Source organism: Wolbachia endosymbiont (group B) of Chorthippus parallelus, assembly GCF_947251815.1.
Taxonomy (GTDB): domain Bacteria; phylum Pseudomonadota; class Alphaproteobacteria; order Rickettsiales; family Anaplasmataceae; genus Wolbachia.
In genome coordinates, this window is record NZ_OX366390.1 from 989,770 (window position 1) to 1,008,279 (window position 18,510).

General features: G+C 33.3%; 15 protein-coding genes and 2 pseudogenes. 9 read left to right on the forward strand and 8 right to left on the reverse strand.

What is annotated here, in order from left to right; all coding sequences use genetic code 11:
• The first annotated feature begins 3 nt into the window (after positions 1–3).
• Positions 4–1,103, forward strand: a pseudogene (locus tag OPS21_RS04515) (IS3 family transposase).
• Between the two features lie 178 nt (positions 1,104–1,281).
• Complete coding sequence (locus OPS21_RS04520) at positions 1,282–1,548, forward strand: hypothetical protein (RefSeq protein ID WP_265027569.1); 267 nt, start codon at positions 1,282–1,284, stop codon at positions 1,546–1,548.
• A 106-nt stretch (positions 1,549–1,654) separates the two neighbouring features.
• Here OPS21_RS04520 and OPS21_RS04525 read toward each other — a convergent pair.
• Positions 1,655–2,754 (reverse strand): annotated as a pseudogene (locus OPS21_RS04525) (IS3 family transposase).
• Positions 2,755–2,809: 55 nt separating this feature from the next.
• On the opposite strand from OPS21_RS04525, the gene OPS21_RS04530 reads away from it, so the two are divergent.
• The gene (locus OPS21_RS04530; protein WP_264337237.1) at positions 2,810–3,118 is read left to right on the forward strand and encodes a hypothetical protein; all 309 of its coding nucleotides are present in this window, start codon (positions 2,810–2,812) and stop codon (positions 3,116–3,118) included.
• A 72-nt stretch (positions 3,119–3,190) separates the two neighbouring features.
• Entirely contained in the window at positions 3,191–4,072 is an 882-nt protein-coding gene (locus tag OPS21_RS04535; RefSeq protein WP_264337238.1) for a hypothetical protein, read from the forward strand.
• Between the two features lie 888 nt (positions 4,073–4,960).
• Here OPS21_RS04535 and ygfZ read toward each other — a convergent pair.
• Positions 4,961–5,758 carry a CAF17-like 4Fe-4S cluster assembly/insertion protein YgfZ gene (gene ygfZ / locus OPS21_RS04540; protein WP_264337239.1) on the reverse strand — a complete coding sequence of 266 codons (798 nt, stop codon included), beginning with the start codon at positions 5,756–5,758 and terminating at the stop codon, positions 4,961–4,963.
• A gap of 113 nt (positions 5,759–5,871) precedes the next feature.
• Here ygfZ and OPS21_RS04545 point away from each other — a divergent pair, with 113 nt between their 5' ends.
• From OPS21_RS04545 to OPS21_RS04565, 5 genes are all read left to right on the forward strand, one after another.
• Positions 5,872–6,162 (forward strand): co-chaperone GroES, encoded by a 291-nt coding sequence (locus OPS21_RS04545; protein ID WP_007302813.1) that lies wholly within the window; start codon positions 5,872–5,874, stop codon positions 6,160–6,162.
• Positions 6,163–6,252: 90 nt separating this feature from the next.
• Entirely contained in the window at positions 6,253–7,911 is a 1,659-nt protein-coding gene (gene groL / locus OPS21_RS04550) for a chaperonin GroEL (RefSeq protein WP_264337240.1), read from the forward strand.
• Positions 7,912–8,198: 287 nt separating this feature from the next.
• Entirely contained in the window at positions 8,199–8,702 is a 504-nt protein-coding gene (locus OPS21_RS04555) for a protein-disulfide reductase DsbD domain-containing protein (RefSeq protein WP_264337241.1), read from the forward strand.
• 108 nt (positions 8,703–8,810) lie between these two features.
• The gene (locus OPS21_RS04560) at positions 8,811–10,136 is read left to right on the forward strand and encodes an alanine:cation symporter family protein (protein WP_264337242.1); all 1,326 of its coding nucleotides are present in this window, start codon (positions 8,811–8,813) and stop codon (positions 10,134–10,136) included.
• A 394-nt stretch (positions 10,137–10,530) separates the two neighbouring features.
• Positions 10,531–12,798 (forward strand): hypothetical protein, encoded by a 2,268-nt coding sequence (locus OPS21_RS04565; RefSeq protein ID WP_264337243.1) that lies wholly within the window; start codon positions 10,531–10,533, stop codon positions 12,796–12,798.
• Here OPS21_RS04565 and OPS21_RS04570 read toward each other — a convergent pair.
• The 6 genes from OPS21_RS04570 to OPS21_RS04595 all read right to left on the reverse strand — a co-directional run bounded on the left by OPS21_RS04570 (position 12,785) and on the right by OPS21_RS04595 (position 18,498).
• A complete protein-coding gene (locus OPS21_RS04570) occupies positions 12,785–13,375 on the reverse strand; it encodes a Maf family nucleotide pyrophosphatase (protein ID WP_264337244.1) in 591 nt (196 codons plus the stop codon). The genes OPS21_RS04565 and OPS21_RS04570 overlap by 14 nt on opposite strands.
• Positions 13,372–13,608, reverse strand: a complete 237-nt coding sequence (gene infA / locus OPS21_RS04575; RefSeq protein WP_007302820.1) for a translation initiation factor IF-1 — start codon at positions 13,606–13,608, stop codon at positions 13,372–13,374. The genes OPS21_RS04570 and infA overlap by 4 nt, the downstream gene beginning before the upstream one ends.
• Positions 13,609–13,710: 102 nt before the next feature.
• The gene (locus tag OPS21_RS04580; protein WP_264337245.1) at positions 13,711–14,562 is read right to left on the reverse strand and encodes a hypothetical protein; all 852 of its coding nucleotides are present in this window, start codon (positions 14,560–14,562) and stop codon (positions 13,711–13,713) included.
• A gap of 368 nt (positions 14,563–14,930) precedes the next feature.
• Positions 14,931–15,875: an IS110 family RNA-guided transposase gene (locus OPS21_RS04585; protein ID WP_264336326.1), complete on the reverse strand. Its 945-nt coding sequence runs from the start codon at positions 15,873–15,875 to the stop codon at positions 14,931–14,933.
• Between the two features lie 212 nt (positions 15,876–16,087).
• On the reverse strand, positions 16,088–17,062 hold the full coding sequence (locus tag OPS21_RS04590; protein WP_264337246.1) for a hypothetical protein: 975 nt from the start codon (positions 17,060–17,062) through the stop codon (positions 16,088–16,090).
• Positions 17,063–17,220: 158 nt separating this feature from the next.
• Positions 17,221–18,498 (reverse strand): adenylosuccinate synthase, encoded by a 1,278-nt coding sequence (locus tag OPS21_RS04595; RefSeq protein WP_264337247.1) that lies wholly within the window; start codon positions 18,496–18,498, stop codon positions 17,221–17,223.
• Between the last annotated feature and the right edge of the window lie 12 nt (positions 18,499–18,510).

Consider the following 18,510-nt stretch of genomic DNA (forward strand, 5'->3'; position numbering starts at 1 on the left):
AGTATGGCAACAAAAAAATATGAACCAGAGTTAAAAGCAAAGATAGCTTTGGAAGCAATAAAAAATCAAAAAAGCACATCTGAGATATGTAGTGAATATAAAATACCATCAACAAATCTATATGATTGGCGTGATAGAGTATTGGCAAGGTTAAAAGACCTATTTGTTGAAGAAAGTGAAAGTGCGAGAAAACAAAGAATCTTAGCGCAAGAAATAGAAAGTTTACATAAAGTAATAGGAGAATTGACAGTGGAAAATAGTTATTTGAAAAAAAAATTACTGAAATAAGCAAAAAAGATAGAGTAAGGTTTATAGAAAAAGATTCTGATCTATCAATTAGGAAACAGGCTGATTTACTGGGGATTTGCAGATCTAGCCTATATTATAGGCATATAATTAATAACGAAAGTGAAATTTGATTCAAGAAGTATATTTGGCTTCTGATTGCCGTTATGGATATCGTAAAATTACTGCTGAAATCATAGCGAGTGGAGTAGTAGTCAATCACAAAAAAATCTTAAGAATTATGAAAAAAATGAAGATTAGTGGGCTGTATTGTAGAAAAAGATGTAATACAAGTATTAAAGAAAAAAAGCATAAAATATATCCTTATTTACTCAAAGATTTGATTATTTGTAGAGTTAATCAGGTATGGGCTACTATATATTATGGTAGAAGGTAAGTTTGTCTATTTTGTGGCAATAATGGACTTGTATAGTCGCTATATTATTGCTCATTCATTATCACCATATCTCGATGCTGGATTTTGCCTTTATACTCTCAAAGAAGCTCTAAAACAAGGTAAACCTGAGATTTTTAATAGTGATCAAGGAGTGCAGTTTACTAGCTACAACTTTATTATGGAATTAGAGCGTGCTAATATTAAAATTAGTATGGATCATAAAGGACGTTGCTTCGACAATATATTTGTTGAGCGTTTATGGAGAACTTTAAAGCAAGAAGCTATATATTATTATAGACCAAATAGTATCAGAGATTTGAATCTTATAATAAACGATTTTGTTGGTTGGTATAACTATAAAAGGCGACATCAGACTCTACATTATAAAGTTCCTGCTGATCTTTATTATCATAAACAGTAAATGAATATATTGATAAATACTTTAAATGTGTGTCGACGTATTTATCAACATATTCATTTTAAAAATCGGATCACTTTGAAAAAAATGGTCTAGACAAATGGGTGCATTATAGATTCTAGTAGCGTTCATCGATCTCAACAGTGGTTCGCTGAAAACACTTGATAGAACAGCGGTAGGAGTGTTTCAGCCGTTCTTTACGAAGAGTGAGTTTGCGCATCAGCCAAAAAGATGTGGAGTATGGGTGGATTTACTGGCAAGAAAGCTTGACCCGAGTGCAGTTGAGCACGATATTCATGAGTTTCTCAGTAAATATGAGAATAGGCTGCACGCAGTAGTCGTGGAAGAACATGGAATTGGCTTTAAAGTGATCGCAGATCTTAGGACGTTACTGCCAAACACACTCATTTTAGGCTCAAGAAGAACGAGGTCAAAGATGGAAGTATAATGCACCCATTTGTCTAGACCATTTTTTTCAAAGTGATCCGATTTTTAAAATGAATATGTTGATAAATACGTCGACACACATTTAAAGTATTTATCAATATATTCATTTACTGTTTATGATAATAAAGATCAGCAGGAACTTTATAATGTAGAGTCTGATGTCGCCTTTTATAGTTATACCAACCAACAAAATCGTTTATTATAAGATTCAAATCTCTGATACTATTTGGTCTATAATAATATATAGCTTCTTGCTTTAAAGTTCTCCATAAACGCTCAACAAATATATTGTCGAAGCAACGTCCTTTATGATCCATACTAATTTTAATATTAGCACGCTCTAATTCCATAATAAAGTTGTAGCTAGTAAACTGCACTCCTTGATCACTATTAAAAATCTCAGGTTTACCTTGTTTTAGAGCTTCTTTGAGAGTATAAAGGCAAAATCCAGCATCGAGATATGGTGATAATGAATGAGCAATAATATAGCGACTATACAAGTCCATTATTGCCACAAAATAGACAAACTTACCTTCTACCATAATATATAGTAGCCCATACCTGATTAACTCTACAAATAATCAAATCTTTGAGTAAATAAGGATATATTTTATGCTTTTTTTCTTTAATACTTGTATTACATCTTTTTCTACAATACAGCCCACTAATCTTCATTTTTTTCATAATTCTTAAGATTTTTTTGTGATTGACTACTACTCCACTCGCTATGATTTCAGCAGTAATTTTACGATATCCATAACGGCAATCAGAAGCCAAATATACTTCTTGAATCAAATTTCACTTTCGTTATTAATTATATGCCTATAATATAGGCTAGATCTGCAAATCCCCAGTAAATCAGCCTGTTTCCTAATTGATAGATCAGAATCTTTTTCTATAAACCTTACTCTATCTTTTTTGCTTATTTCAGTAATTTTTTTTTCAAATAACTATTTTCCACTGTCAATTCTCCTATTACTTTATGTAAACTTTCTATTTCTTGCGCTAAGATTCTTTGTTTTCTCGCACTTTCACTTTCTTCAACAAATAGGTCTTTTAACCTTGCCAATACTCTATCACGCCAATCATATAGATTTGTTGATGGTATTTTATATTCACTACATATCTCAGATGTGCTTTTTTGATTTTTTATTGCTTCCAAAGCTATCTTTGCTTTTAACTCTGGTTCATATTTTTTTGTTGCCATACTTTTACCCCTTTACCTTCCTACTCGGATCAACCATTTTTTTTTGGTCTAGTTTATGGGGTGCATTATAGAAGTGTTTCAGTCTTGTAGTCAGTTTGTTGAGCAAGGTCACATCTTTCTTGAGAAAGCGGAAAGAGATTTTCATTATTTGATATTTGATGAGTTTGAAAAGATTCATACTGAAACTGAGTTTACTGATGATATAGCTGATGTCCTCAGTGAGTTCATCATGTGGTTTCCTGAAAGGAATCGCCTCGGAATACCTTGTCCTGACGATATGTATAATTCTGCAGTTTTAAAGAATAATAGCGTTTCTATTCGAGCAAAAGCTCCTTTTTCTTGTTTGAGTGTTTGTGATACTTAGTTAAATTATTGACTTTATTGTTTAAATATATCATAATTAAAGTATATTATTATTTTTGTAGGAGAGTTTGATATGCTAAAGTATGAAGATTTAAGTCCAGAACAACAAAAATTGTTTCGTGATCTAGAGAAAGCATTAAAAGATAAATCAGTAAGAGAGGAGGATATAAGTCAAATATTTGAAGTGGCTAAAACAGAAGATATTTTTGCTGTTTTTCAATTACATCGAGATGAAGAAAGAGACGAAGATTCTCATTGGATATCAGTTAGCTTTTTACGAAATCTTATAAGTCATGAACACTGCCGATTAGTCATTTTCGATATGGTTCAAAAGAAAGATTTATTAGAAAGATTTTTAAATATCGATTTTGGTGTTAAACACGTGAATGATTTTGTTGACGAAGAGTATAGAGTGGCTGATATTATTGTGAAATGTAACGATGGTGTTGCTCTAGCTTTTGATGAGATCACAAGAATTTTTGGATTCGAAAATTTTTGGAAAGCTTTATCCGAAGTGGATCGTAATATGATTAAAGATACTTTACAAAGAGAGATGCTGGAAGATGGTCAAGATAAAAGTAAATATGAAGGTTTTCTAAAAAAAATTGAGGCAATTGAAGATAGAACGAAACAATCTGGCAATCCACTTGGAACAAGTAGTAGCCAAGATATAGGAAATGAAAGTAAGTCAAGTAAAAATGATCAGTCTGAAGTAGATAAAGCAATTGTCGCTGGTGCTATTTGTGGTGTTATGACTGGATTAGCAGTCGGTGGTGGACTTTTTGCTGCTGGTGCTTCATTACCAATATTGGCTTTAATTGGCATAGCTGTAGCTGCTGCTGTACTCACTGGACTTATTGCTGGTGGTATTACGTATGAAATGTCAAAGCCTAGTGAGAATTTAAATAATGTTGATTTATTATCAGAACAAATTTATCTAAGTCTAGGCGTGTAACATTCTAATTAAGTAAAAGGAAGAAAAGACTTCTTCCTCTTTTTTTCCAAATTTTTTGAGGTATCTAAAATCCTGTTAAGGGTATTTAGATACCTTGTCTTACGATATACATAACATTCGCGCAAAGGCACCTTTCTCTTGTTTTAGTTATTCACCGAATTGTTAATAACTAAGTTGATAACCTAGTAGAGTATATAATTTTACATTTCTGAGTACTTTGGAGATCTATAATAAATATGATCTCCAAATACTAATATATATATAATTGAGAATAAAAAAACTGTGGATAACTCTGAAAAAGATCAAAAAAGACATCAAAAAGAGTATGATTAGATTGAAATATTTACAGAAAAACTTACTCAATTGATAAATATCTTAACGCTTTTTAAGAAAAGACAAATAGAGGGTCGTATTGGAGCTAAAGGTTGAAATTTTAAGTGCTTCTTAATACTTAAAGAGGTACTTTAATAGTTCCTTTTAAGTACTAATCCGGAGGTTCGATAGGTTGTTGTTTAAAAGATTGGCAGATATTTTTATTAGCATCGAAAATTACATAATGTATATTATGGAAAATATAAGAAACACAAGCTTTCAGCAAGAGAAAATGCAATTTTTGCTCTTCTTAAACAGCATAAAAAAGTGCCTGTTGAACCTCCAGATTAATATCTAAAAATACTCAAGTATTACTTTAAAAGTTTTACCTTGAAGTATCTAAAGCATTACTTTAAGAATGTTTAAAATTTTAATTTAAATACCATTCCTTACCTTCTTATTGTCTATTATCAAAAAAGTGTTAAAATAGCAATTAATTATATTAGTTTTTGCATAACTATATCAGCTTGGTTGCTTCATTGTTTGTTTCTTTTCTTTCAAACTCGAATAGATATTTTATAACGTCTTAATGCTAACTCCACCGACATATAAATTTGCGTGGCTTTTTCCAGTATTAAGCAATACAAGTCCAATATTGTCAACACTAGAGCGTAGTTCTCCTACTTCTTCATTATGTTCATTGATTACTTTAGTGCCAATATTTGGAAGTGCATTTTTTCCCTCAACAAGGTAAAGTTTCCTTCTGAATTTTTCTTGTCTGCTCATTCGATTTACAACTTCCTGACCTATATAGCACCCTTTATTAAAACTTATACCATTTATCTTATCGATTAAATATTGCAGCGGAAATGATGAATTTTGCACCATATCTTTTGCTCCATCTGGGACAAGGTTTGTAATTCTAACTTTTTCATACTGAATAAAATCTCCAACCGGTTCTTTTATTTCATCTTTATGTATGATCCTCATTCCTAGCAGCTTGTGCCTTGGATCTTGAAAAATAACTTGTGACTTACTACTACACTCCGCCAACTTAGCATCAAACAAAACTCCAACCTTATATAGTGCACTAATGTCTTTAATTTTCACTCTCAAATAAGTTTTAAGTAAATCTAGTTTCTCGATAATTTGCTGTAAGTGCACATTTTCGCACTCTAAGAAAATATATCCACCATATTCAATGAGAAAAAAATCGTACAGATATTTTCCCTGAGGGTTGAGTAATAAAGAGTAAATTGCCTGCTGGCTACTTAGTTTATTAATGTCATTTGTTATAATACCCTGAAGAAAATCTCTCGTATCTGGTCCGTATAAAGATATTACACTACGGTTTGCTAGCGGTATGTAACCCATAAAACTTCTGTTCAAACCTTAAATTATACACTTTTACTAACTCCAGCCCTTGAAATGTAACCTTTAGATGACTACATAGAATTGTAGGTTAATCTATTAATGAGGAAACATAAATGTCAAGTGTAAATTTGAATGTATTAGATGATAATGTGCTAATAAAGCCTATTACTGAAGAAAAACAAGGTGGAATTGTACTACCATCAAGTGCTGAAAAGAAGCCTACTAAAGGTGAAGTTATAGCAATTGGTAGTGGTTCACGCAACTCAAGCGGAGAGCGCATAGCTTTAACTGTAAAAACTGGTGATAAGGTTTTCTACAGGCAGTGGGCTGGAACAGAAGTAGAACATGATAATGAAAAGTATGTCGTGATGAAGGAGTCAGACCTACTTGCTGTTATCAAGTAGGTAATTCCTATTTTACTAAACTAATGCGCTATATAGTGCATTATGTATTTTAATATTCTAAATTTTTTATTAATTTAAGGAGTGATAAAAATGGCTAACATAGTAGTATCAGGCGAACAGTTGCAAGAAGCCTTTCGTGAAGTTGCAGCAATGGTTGACTCAACGGTGGGAGCAACTGCAGGGCCTAGGGGAAATACAATAGGAATTAGCAAGCCATATGGTGGACCAGAGGTCACAAAGGATGGCTATAAGGTAATGAAAGCTATAAAGCCTGAAAAACCATTACACTCTGCAATAGTAAGCACCATTGCTCAAAGTGCTTCTCAGTGTAATGACAAAGTTGGTGATGGCACCACAACATGCTCAATACTGACTAGCAATATGATAATGGAAGCTTCAAAGTCAATTGCAGCTGGAAATGATCGTATTTGTATCAAAAATGGAATACAGAAGGCAAAAGATGTGATATTAAAGGAAATTACATCAATGTCTCGCACAATTTCTTTAGAGAAAATGGATGAAGTTGCACAAGTTGCAATAATTTCTGCAAATGGTGATAAAGATATTGGTAATAGCATTGCTGATGCTGTTAAAAAAGTTGGAAAAGAAGGCGTCATCACTGTTGAAGAGAGTAAGGGTTCAAAAGAATTAGAAGTTGAACTTACAACTGGTATGCAGTTTGACCGTGGTTATCTCTCTCCATACTTTGTTACAAATAATGAAAAGATGAGTGTGGAGCTTGATGATCCATATTTGCTGATTACAGAAAAAAAACTTAATATTATTCAACCTTTACTTCCTATTCTTGAGGCTATTTTTAAGTCTGGTAAACCTTTGTTTATCATTGCAGAAGATGTTGAAGGTGAAGCATTAAGCACTTTAGTGATCAACAAATTACGTGGTCTAAAAGTTGCTGCAGTAAAAGCTCCAGGTTTTGGTGATAGGAGAAAGGAGATGCTCGAAGATATAGCAGCTTTAACAGGTGCTAAGTATGTCATAAAAGATGAGCTTGGAATCAAGATGGAAGATTTAACTCTTGAAGATCTTGGTACTGCCAAAAATGTTAAAATCACTAAAGACAATACTACAATTGTTAGTGAAGACAGCGACTGTGACAAACAAAACAGAGTAAATGCTAGAATTAACCAGATTAAATCTCAAATTGAAACTTCAACCTCTGATTATGATAAAGAAAAGCTAAGAGAACGTTTAGCGAAATTATCAGGCGGCGTTGCTGTGCTCAAAGTTGGTGGAGCAACCGAAGTAGAAGTAAAAGAACGCAGAGATAGAGTTGAAGATGCACTTCATGCAACAAGAGCTGCAATTGAAGAAGGGATAGTTCCCGGTGGTGGAGTTGCACTTCTTTACGCTGCAGCTGCTCTTGATAAGCTAAAAGCTTCAAGCGATGAAGAGCAAATAGGTATCAACATTGTCAAAAAAGTTCTCAGTGCTCCAATCAAAAGATTGGTTAAAAATGCTGGTCTTGAATCTGCTGTTATAATTGACTATTTGATTAAGCAGAATGATAAAGAGCTTATATACAACGTTGAGGCTATGAACTACGCTAATGCATCAACAGCTGGTGTAATTGATCCGGCAAAAGTAGTTCGTATTGCTTTTGAAACAGCAGTGTCTGTAGCAAGCGCACTTATTACTACTGAATCTATGATAGTTGATCTACCAAACAAAGAAGAAAATGCTTCATCACCTATGGGTGCAGGAGCAATGGGCGGAATGGGTGGATTCTAAGTAAACAAGAGCCTTGGAGCAAGTTGCTCCAAGGTATCTTTCTAGTTCTAAAAAGTCTTACATTTATAAAGGAAATAAATTTGTGGTTTTCTATGCAAAGCCACTACTATTTATATTTGTTACGTCTCTTTAATATTATAACTGCTTAAAAATAAAAAAATAATATATGAAAGTTATAATTGCTACTATATTTGTATTAGCATAATATTATATTAACAAATGATTTATATAATATTTTTATTATAATAGATAGAACTTAAATTATTTTCTTCATAAATAGAGTATTTATGAAAATACGTATATACTCAATCCTACTTTTACTTTTTTCTTGCACTCAATTGTGCGCTGAAGAAGAAGTTGCAAAATTTGATCTGCTCATTGGTAAGGTAAATAAAGCAAACCTCACCATTGAAGGCGCAATAAAGGTTACAATAAAACCAGGTTGGCATATATATTACAAAGACCCTGGAGATTTCGGCCTTCCTACTTCCTTTGACTGTCAGGGTAACATATCAAATATAGATATTCATTGGCCTACTCCCAAGGAACATGAAGATAAAGTTGGGGAAGTTACATTTGTTAGTAACATATATGAAGATATGGTGTTATTTCCCTTTAAAACTAATATCATTCCAAATCAGGAATACGTTGATATTAACTTTCATATAAAGTACGCAATATGTAAAGATAGGTGTATCCCTAAAAATGCCGAGATAAAAACCAGTCAACCACTAAAGGATTTTATAGATTCTGATATCAATAAACTCATAAATGAGTGGTATGAAAAATAGGATTTTAGCAGGCTTACTATAGCTTTTATAGTGTTACTTCTCATAAACAATAAGTTAGGTATTTTTCAATTTTTGCTATATACTCGAGTAAAAATCTCTCTTTTACAGATGGATACAGTAAAGTTTGTTTTATTACTGCCAACAATACTACTCATACTAGTTGCTGGTGTTTACCTATCGGTTAAACTAAAATGGTTACAGGTGTTTAGACTACCGTATGCCGTTTCACTTATTGGAGCTAAAAGAGGAGAAAATAAATTTTCTTCTATAGCTGCTCTGTTTACAATCTTAGGGGGAAATTTAGGAGTAGGAAATATTTCAGGAACTGCTGTTGCTCTAAAAACCGGAGGACCGGGATCCATTTTATGGATGGCAATCATTATTGTTGTTACTTCTGTGATAAAATATGTTACTTGTTACCTAAGTATAAAAACCAGAAAAGAAAAAAATGGACGGTTTATAGGTGGACCTGTAGCCTACATGACTGATGCATTTAATTCTAGAAAAGCTACAGTTGTGTTTCTAGTTATTATGATGATGGTTTCAATAACAGTTGGTAACCTTGTTCAGGTAAATTCTCTATCAATACCACTCAGCATGGTAGATATACCTGTAGTCATTGGCGGCATTGTAATGGCCATAATATTTTTTGTTGTTGCAGCTCTCAGCTTAAAAAAAATTAAAATTTTTATATCGGCTATGATACCGATAATGACGGTAAGTTACCTCACACTTTGCGGTATCATATTATTTAAGTTTAGTGAAAATATTCTTCCTTCTCTAAAATTAATAACAAGCAGTTTTTTTACAACTAGTAGCTTTAACTCTGGTTTATCTTTAGGTTTAATTTTAGAAATGTTGACTATTATTCAAGTTGGAACTTTGCGAGGTATTTTTGCAACAGATATAGGACTTGGCCTCGAAGGAATTGTACACTCCTCGATTACTCCTAAAAAAAATAACAATAAATTTATCATTGAACAGAGTCTAATCACAATAATATCTCCTTTTATAGTTGCACTCATAGTATTCATTACAACAATGGTACTGCTTGTCACAGATTCTTGGATTACTGATTTAGAGAGCACTAACATGTGCATATTTGCTTTTAGAAAAGCTATGAATTGGCCCTATATTGACTATTTTATTATGACCATAATGTTTTGCTTTGCATTTACTACTATTTTTACTTGGTTTTTTTGTTCAAAACAAACAATACGCTATGTATCTATGGATAATAAATACACCAAAATCTGGACTGTAGTTTTTACCTTAATCATTCCATTTGGTGCAATCGGTGGAGTTAAGTTACTCTGGGATATCGCTGATATTTCAATTGCTGCTTTGCTGCTCATAAACATACTTGCTATACTCAAGCTCACTTCTCAAGATCCAGAAGTATTTACTATGAGTAGCAAATACTTGAAGTTGTAAAAACAGAGCTAAAGCAATATTTTAAGTTATCATCCCAGTCTGGAATCCAGCCTTTCATGAACTTCATCAAAAATGTTATGTTTTAACATAATAATTTTATGCTCACTAACTGAGTGCGAATGGATCCCAGTGTCAGCTACTAGAATGACATACTTTTTGGTGAAAATTACTCTTATATTATAACGTTTGTAGTTATGAATTTGACTATATAGGATCAAGTCTAGAAAAATCTAGATTCCAGACTGGAATGACAACTTAAATTGCTTGATGTGAACATAAAATAGCTCATGTCATCACGTTAGCAATACAACTTCTTTAATAAAAACTAAATCAATTCCCGTAATAATTGTACTAGCTAAGGCTAAAAGGCAGAGGGTTATTAGTGAGGGAAAATATGAATACTCAAAGCACACAACAATATCATGAATTCATTCGAGGATTTTTTACTTTATTCGATGAAATAAAAAAGGAAGACGACCCAATTTATAATTCCAGAGTTGGTTTTAATGCAGTAAAGTTTCTAATAAAGCACCCCATCTGGAATTTGGAGATAGATGAAGACAAAAATAAAGCTTATGAAGTTATTCTTCCAGAGCAGAACAAGATAAAGAAAGCCGAACAAAAGCTTGAAAGTGAAGTTAAAGCAAGGTTAAAAGAGTATGTTGATGATATCGCAGGAGTTTCAATATATGGCGATCACGCAAGTATTACACTGGGAGATGACAAAAAAGAGTTTAAAATCAGCGAGTTTTTAAATAGTGACTTTTGTCAGAAGAAAGGAATTTCGGGATTTTCAACGCTGCATAGTGATGGAAAGAGCGGAATGCACGGTTTTGTTGCCGAAGAAGGAGAGAAAAGAATAAGGCATTATGTTGTAACCGATGGTTCATATGAAATGACTTTGAATTGGCATGACAAAAATGGAAAAAAATGTACTATCAAAATCAAGATTGATAAAGATGGTGTAGATCTAACTGAACGTAATGGTGTTACTGAGGAACAATTAAAAGCAAACACAGATGTAAAAATAGGTGGCTTATTCCTATATCAAATACAATTCAAGGAGAAAGGACAAGAACAAGAGAAACAACAATCATCTGAAACTTTCATAGAAAGTGATATTAGTAAAGGTATTGGCGTTCAAGCTACTCAAGATCAAGAAGTTGAGTTTAAGCATGTAACGACTAGCACTACAAATTCTAATAACGCATCTGCTAAAAAGATTCCACCGTCACTTCCACCTAGAGCTAGTTCATTACCTAATAATCAGAAAAAAGATGAGTATCAGCCAATACGGATTAATAGTAGAAATAACTACAATTCTCCATATTCTGATGCTTCTTCAAGCAGTACTATTTTCACCAAGTCTGTAATCTACAATCAAGATAATACACAAGAGGATGAACGGTATGACAATCCTACATTTGCTACATTTGGACATGCTGTACCTGGAAGCCGAAAATCAGATGAAAGTGAGCAAATATCTAATAATCGGCAAAAAGGTGCAATTTTTGATCCTACAACTACTGAAAGCGCTGCACCAGTACAAGACGTTGCATTCAAAAAAGTTAAAGATGCATTTAAGTATGAAAACGCTAAAGAATCACGCAATACTGGAAATAAGCAACCACTAAATGATGTAGCTTCGATTCTTGCATGGAAAGCAAAAAATGAGTTATTACGTAGTGAAAGTGAGTATGATGAAGAATTTTCTGACTTCGAAGATGGTTGGAGCGATAACGAAGATGAGTATATAACGCTTTCAAATCCTCAATCAGATTATAAACAAGAAAAAGATTATCTTAGCACTAAGGAAAACGAAGAAAGAGGAAACAATAAACAAAAAGAAACCGAAGATAAATTACAAGAAAATGAATCTCTAGAATACAGCTCAACAGACATAAAAACAAACGATTCGGGCTATTCATCTCCAACTCACTCTAATCATGAAAAATCTCGAGTAAATTCTGGACAGTTAAAAGCGAGCCTAATGAATGTTGAACAAAGAGATGATACCCTACTTACGGAATTTACCAGTAAGTTGGATAAAGAAACTCAGAAATTCCTGCTAAAACCAGTAAATCAAAAGAAAATGAGTGGGCAAACAAAAGAACATTTATTAGCAGCTGGATTGCTAAAAGACAATGCAGCGGAGAAAGAAATAAACGACTCAGGTTACTCATCTCCAACTTACACTAGCCACTATAATTTTCAGGTCAATTCTGAGCAATTAGAGAAGAGATTAGAAACCATTGAACCAAAAGATACATTGGAAAAATTGAATAAAGGATTGAGAGAACCTTCACACCAGGCTACTAAAGATTTATTCTCAGAAAGTATGTTGAAAGAAATAAAAGAAGGTAAAAAATATGACCCTGTACGTAAGTTATTAGAAAGAAAAGTGGCAGAACAAGAAGCAGAACAAGAAAATGATAATACTAATCTGACTATAGACAAAAATAGCGAACTATATAAATTGCTAGAAAAAGATGCAGCACAACTGAAAGCTGGAATAGTAGAAGAGGAAAGAAAAGATACTTTAACAGAACGCAATGATAGTCCTGATCGCAATAGAATTGCATTAGCAAATAGAAATAGAATCTGGGCTAAACTTATTGCTGAAGAAAAACAAAAAAAGGACAATGGTATTAGTATAGGTTAAAGTAATTACTTAGCAAGCAATGGGTTTCATGTAATGGTAACCCTATTACAGAAGAGTATGAGCCACGTAAAAATAATACAAACATTCCTGCAAGACCTTGTATGTTGCACCCCCCTGCCCTGTTTTTCCACTCTTCTGATGCTAAATAATATTTAATTTCTTGTTCGCTGAGACGCTTAAATTTCACTATTGTAACTACAGTCCTAATATGCTGTTTAGATTGATCAGGAGTTAATAAACACACACTGGTGTATACTCTATGCCTTCTTCCTGATAACAAGCGAACGCATTTTTCTGCTTGCTCAACGTTTTCAGCTTTGAGCAGTATCCTTCTACCACAAGCAACAACTGTATCAACACCAAGCACAAAGTAATTTGGATTTGCACTTTGTATTTTCTTGGCTTTACTTTTTGCCATACGGATTGAGTAATCTTTTGGCAGCTCTTTCTTCAAAGGCGATTCATCTGTATCTGCTGGCAAAACCAAACCTGGCTTAATATTTATTTGTTTTAGTAAGGCTACTCGCCTTTCTGATGATGAAGCAAGAATAAGATTATCTAGAGATTGTTCTATCACTTGAGCCTTTTTATTATCCTACCCTTTCTTGCATTCCTATCATAAATACTCATCTCAACTAACACTCTATCGCCTATAATAATACGTATTTTACTTCTTCTCACTCTTCCTGATACATGACAGATAATCTCATGTTCATTGTCCAGCTTCACTCTAAATTCTGCTGCAGGTAGTAAAGCAGTTACTGCCCCTTCCACTTCAAAAATTGTTTTTGATTTGTCTTCTTTTATCATTGTCGTATTATAATTTAATAATCTTTTTCAGTCTACTATAGATTTTAAATTATTATCAATACAGGAGATTTTTATACTCTACGTGAGTATTCCTCTTGCAACTTATCTCCATATAATACAAGAGGAAAGCAAGTTACCTACGTTTCTACTCTCTGCCACCTTCTCAACAGAACTTATAGAACTTATGTTAGAAGATAAATCATTATCACAATTTTCCTCATCGCTATCAAGTCCACTATCAAGGCTTGGAGATTTGTGCAATGTTGTCTTTTCTTTCAGTGGAACATCAGACTCATTATCAGGTTCACTAAAAACTTCTCCCATTAGACTATAATATTGTTTTGCATAACCACTTATGGTCTTGCTAATTTTTTGTTTATCAGTAACTTGATCTTGTTGATCCTCTAAGTATTTAACTTGATTATTTAAGTTTTCTATTTCTTCTTTCATTTCTTCAATTGTCTGAATTTGATCTGCAATGATGTCGCTGTAGTTCTCTTGCAATTCATCAATACTATCTTCGTCTTCAATAAGTTCAAGTATATCTTCTGGAAATTCCTCGTACTCGATTTCTGGATCTTCGATGTCGAACTTTACTTCTTCTTCAAGTTCATCTTTTAAATCGCTATCATGCCTCTCTAACTTTACAATTGTTTCTGCTTCTATTTCTTGCTTCAATTCAGTAGCTCCTTTTTTCAAGCTTGACATTTCTTGCTTTAATTCGACATTTTCTTTAGACGATATTTGATTATCTGGAATCAATTCATCCATTCGTTGTGAGTTAGTTTCCTCTTGAGTTCGGATTTGTTGTGAAACAACTTCTGGCTGAGTTTTAGTGTGCTGTAAATTGACTTCCAATGCATTACTATTAATAGAAGGAGAAGAAGGAAGGCTATTACCAGCATCAACTTTATGATCTAATTTCTCCTCTAGTTCCTTATCTTGATAGGCCACTATAGATTCGCTATGAAAATTAATAGGAGCAGCCTTATCCTTTTCTAGTGATTGTATTACAGCATCGTATAAGGAGAGATCTTGAATATATAATTCATCATTTTGCTTTATTAATTCTAGATCAACTATGTTTTTTAAAATTTTTTGAATTTAGTTTCATTACAACTTTTGTTTGTAATTTTGTTTTTTATTCGAGTAAAAAGTGCATTTTTGACAATAAAAACCCTAACTTAATCATAGAAAAATTTTGTATCAAACAACAGTTACTGCTTAGATCTTATGGTTAACGAATATGTGTATAAATACTTTAAATGTGTGTAGACGTATTTATCCACATATTCGTTAACCTATTTTCTATGCAGATTTTTTTAATTCACATTGACTGCTTCTTTAAGCCTCGCATTGGCAATTACTATGATTTTACGCATTAGAGCTGTCATAGCCACCATCTTCTTTTTACCTTTACCAACAAGCCTTGAATAGAAGGCACCAAGCGCAGACTTAGACCTTGAAGCAGACATCGCAGCTGTAAAAAGCTTTTCACGAACGTTGCTTCTGCCACCACTTATTCTGCGATAACCAATAGTTTTACCACTTTCTTTCGGATGAGGTGCAACTCCAGCAAGACTTGCAATTTCTCCCCTACTTACATAACCAAGTTCTGGCATTAGACACAGAAAATCTTGAGATAATTTTGCACCTATTCCTGGAACTGTTTTAAGGATTTTTTGGCGCTTTTGTAACTCTGGATTCTCATCAATAATTTTTTGTATGGTATTGTTGAGCTCATCTATCTGGCTATTAAAGAATTCAATAGTTTTCTGACAGCTTTCTTTTATATGGTCGTTTTCAGGTGCTGCAAGCCTAGATTTCTCTTGAGCTCTCATTTTTGTAATGTCATCACGACGTTGACAAAGTGCAACTAAGGTTGTTTGTTCTTTTGACATAGGTGCAAATAGAGATAGAGTACTATAGCGTTCAAACCCATACTGAGCAAGGGCTCTTGCATCTGATTGATCAGACTTTGCTAAAGTTCCATGAGATAGAACAAAGCTTTTTACTTTGCGAGTATTAGCTCGATGTACAGCAATATCTTTATCAACAAGAAAATGTGCTAAGCCAAGCTCATATTTTCCAGTGTTTTCCAGAGTTACTAAAGAATTAGGTAAGATATTTGAAAAATCTTGAAACAATTGTTGCCAGCCAGCAGTATCATTGTCGAATTCGACAGCGTTCTTCTGTTTGTGAACTGCAACAACATTTTTAAATTTTCCGATATCAATGCCAATAAAATTTTGATAAGATGTAATCATAATAACCTCGATTAGTTTTAATTAATTTAAGATTGTAAACGGGTGCATACATATGTCCCATGCAACTATTCAAACGTATCGAGAGATGGGCTAGTGTACCTTGATCCGAACGGTTATAATACCAACAGTTGGTCGGTCGCACACGCCCGTGATAACTCTATTCCTATAGTGAGTAGGGTTATCTTCCCTCTTATCTCCTTTATATCATATTTTTAACTTACAATTTCCTCTGATAGCACAAAATCTTCACCATTGAATTTTAGTATTTCAGTTATGCCATCGCTACTCACATTCATAATCATGGTACACATTTCGGATCCATCTTTTGCAGCCCAAGTGCTTGTCATTTCATAATATGCACCTTCTTTAAATTCATAATATCTTTTCTTATCTTTTTTATGAGCGTGTATTTCATGTTTTTTATTGCAATAGATATTCAGTTCTTTAATATCTTTCTCTTGCTGTAAAACGTCACTAATCTTTGTTGGCTCACTATTGTCGTAATGAGTAAGGTTAATATTCAAAACTTTATTATTATTGTCAATTTCTTCACAGTAAACTTGAAAGTCCTCTTTCCATTTTCCAAAATACCTACTTGCAACTTCTTTTCCTTCCTTTACTAACTCTATGTATTTACCTATATTTTTCTCAAAGTCCTCATTAACAGGCTTTTCTCTTTCTTTTACTGCTTCATCCACATACATTCGCTTAAAATCATTATCACCTATTAGATTACTAAAACGCCAATTACCATAAGCTTTTTGTATATCAGTAAAGTCCATCTTTTCTCTCAAAAGCGCTAATAAGCTTATCTTATCTCTCAAATTTTCTAACTCACAATCGAGAAAATCATCGAAACTGCATAACTTTTTATACAGTTCCCTATCTTCTATAATTGAGCGAAGAAATTTCATTATAGTAAGGTTCTTAATGGAAGGCTCATTTTTTTCTGCATCATTAATATAGCTTTTGAGAAATTGAAATATACCAAGCCCATCACTATCTTGGACAAACTTCTCTCTATCATTAACACAATTGTTGCCCTGTGATGAACATAATCTATTATGCAATTTTTGCAAGTCATGTATTGACTTAACTACATATTCTGCAACTGACAATTCTCTCAGCTGATCACTTGTTTTTTCCGCTTTTACTGCTTTGTCTCCCTTAGTCAAACCTGCAATCATAATACGCCTCCTTTAACTATGTTTATATTATAACAATCAACATGTATTTAAGAAAAATCACACTGCTCACTGTACGTTTACGCTGCTACTTTGCATAATAGATTGCTTGAAGTCACACAAGTATCGTTTTTTATTAGATAAAAGTTAACAAGACGTTTTCATAGATTTTTAAGCTTAATAACATCCTCTCTATTGGGACTAGTTGAAATTAGATGAATTGGTACACCTATTAATTCTTCTATTTTTCTCACATATTTCATCAAATTTGCAGGTAATTCCTTAACTGACCTTTTGCCTTGAGTTTTCTCTTTCCAACCAGGAAATTCTTCATATATTGGCTCTAATTCTTTTTGTATTGAATGTGATGCGGGTAAATAATCATACATTTTTTCGCCACACTTATAACCAGTGCCTATTTTAATAGTATCAAAAGAATCAAGAATATCTAATTTGGTTAATACAATGCTTGAAACTCCAGAGAGTTGTACGGCCTGGCGCACTAAAACTGCGTCAAACCATCCGCAGCGCCTTCTTCTATTGCTTACTGTTCCAAGTTCCTTACCTATAGAAAATAAGCTGTCTCCAATCTCGTTATTTTGTTCAGTAGGAAATGGACCATTACCCACTCTTGTTGTATACGCTTTTGCTACACCAATAATGTGAGCATTGTAGGATAATCCTGAGCCTGTTATCGCTTGCGATGCTACGGTATTACTTGAAGTAACAAAAGGGTAAGTTCCGTGGTCGATATCTAAAAATGCGCCTTGAGCGCCTTCAAATATTATTTTCTTACCTTCTTTCATAAAATCATTTAGTATCTTCCACACAGGTTTTTTATATAAAAGAATTTTTTCTGAAATCTCTTCAATTTCCTTTAATATTTCTTCTTTTTTAACTACCTGGTAGTTAAGTCCTTTTCTGATAGCATTATGGTAACTCAGGAGAGCGTCCACTCTTTGATTGAGCTCATCTGTGTTTTCTAAGTCACAAAGGCGTATAGCTCTCCTGCCAACTTTATCTTCATAACATGGCCCTATCCCTTTGTTTGTTGTACCAATTTTGTGATTTCCGTTTAAATCTTCAAATAGCTTTTCCTTGTCCTTATGTACGCTAAGTATTAATGGACAGCTCTCGGATACCATCAAGTTGTTATAGTTTACGTCCACTCCTTTAACTTTCAATGACTCTATTTCTGAGACTAGAGCATGTGAATCAAGAGCAACACCGTTTCCTATAATAGATATTTTGTCCGCTCTCAAAACAGCAGAGGGCAGTAAATTTAATTTATAAACCTCATCATCTATTACTATAGTGTGCCCTGCATTATTTCCTCCCTGAAATCTCACAACTACATCTGCATTCTCAGAAAGATAATCTACTATTTTACCCTTGCCTTCGTCACCCCATTGCAGACCAACAATTACAATATTATTCATCACTATTTTCTA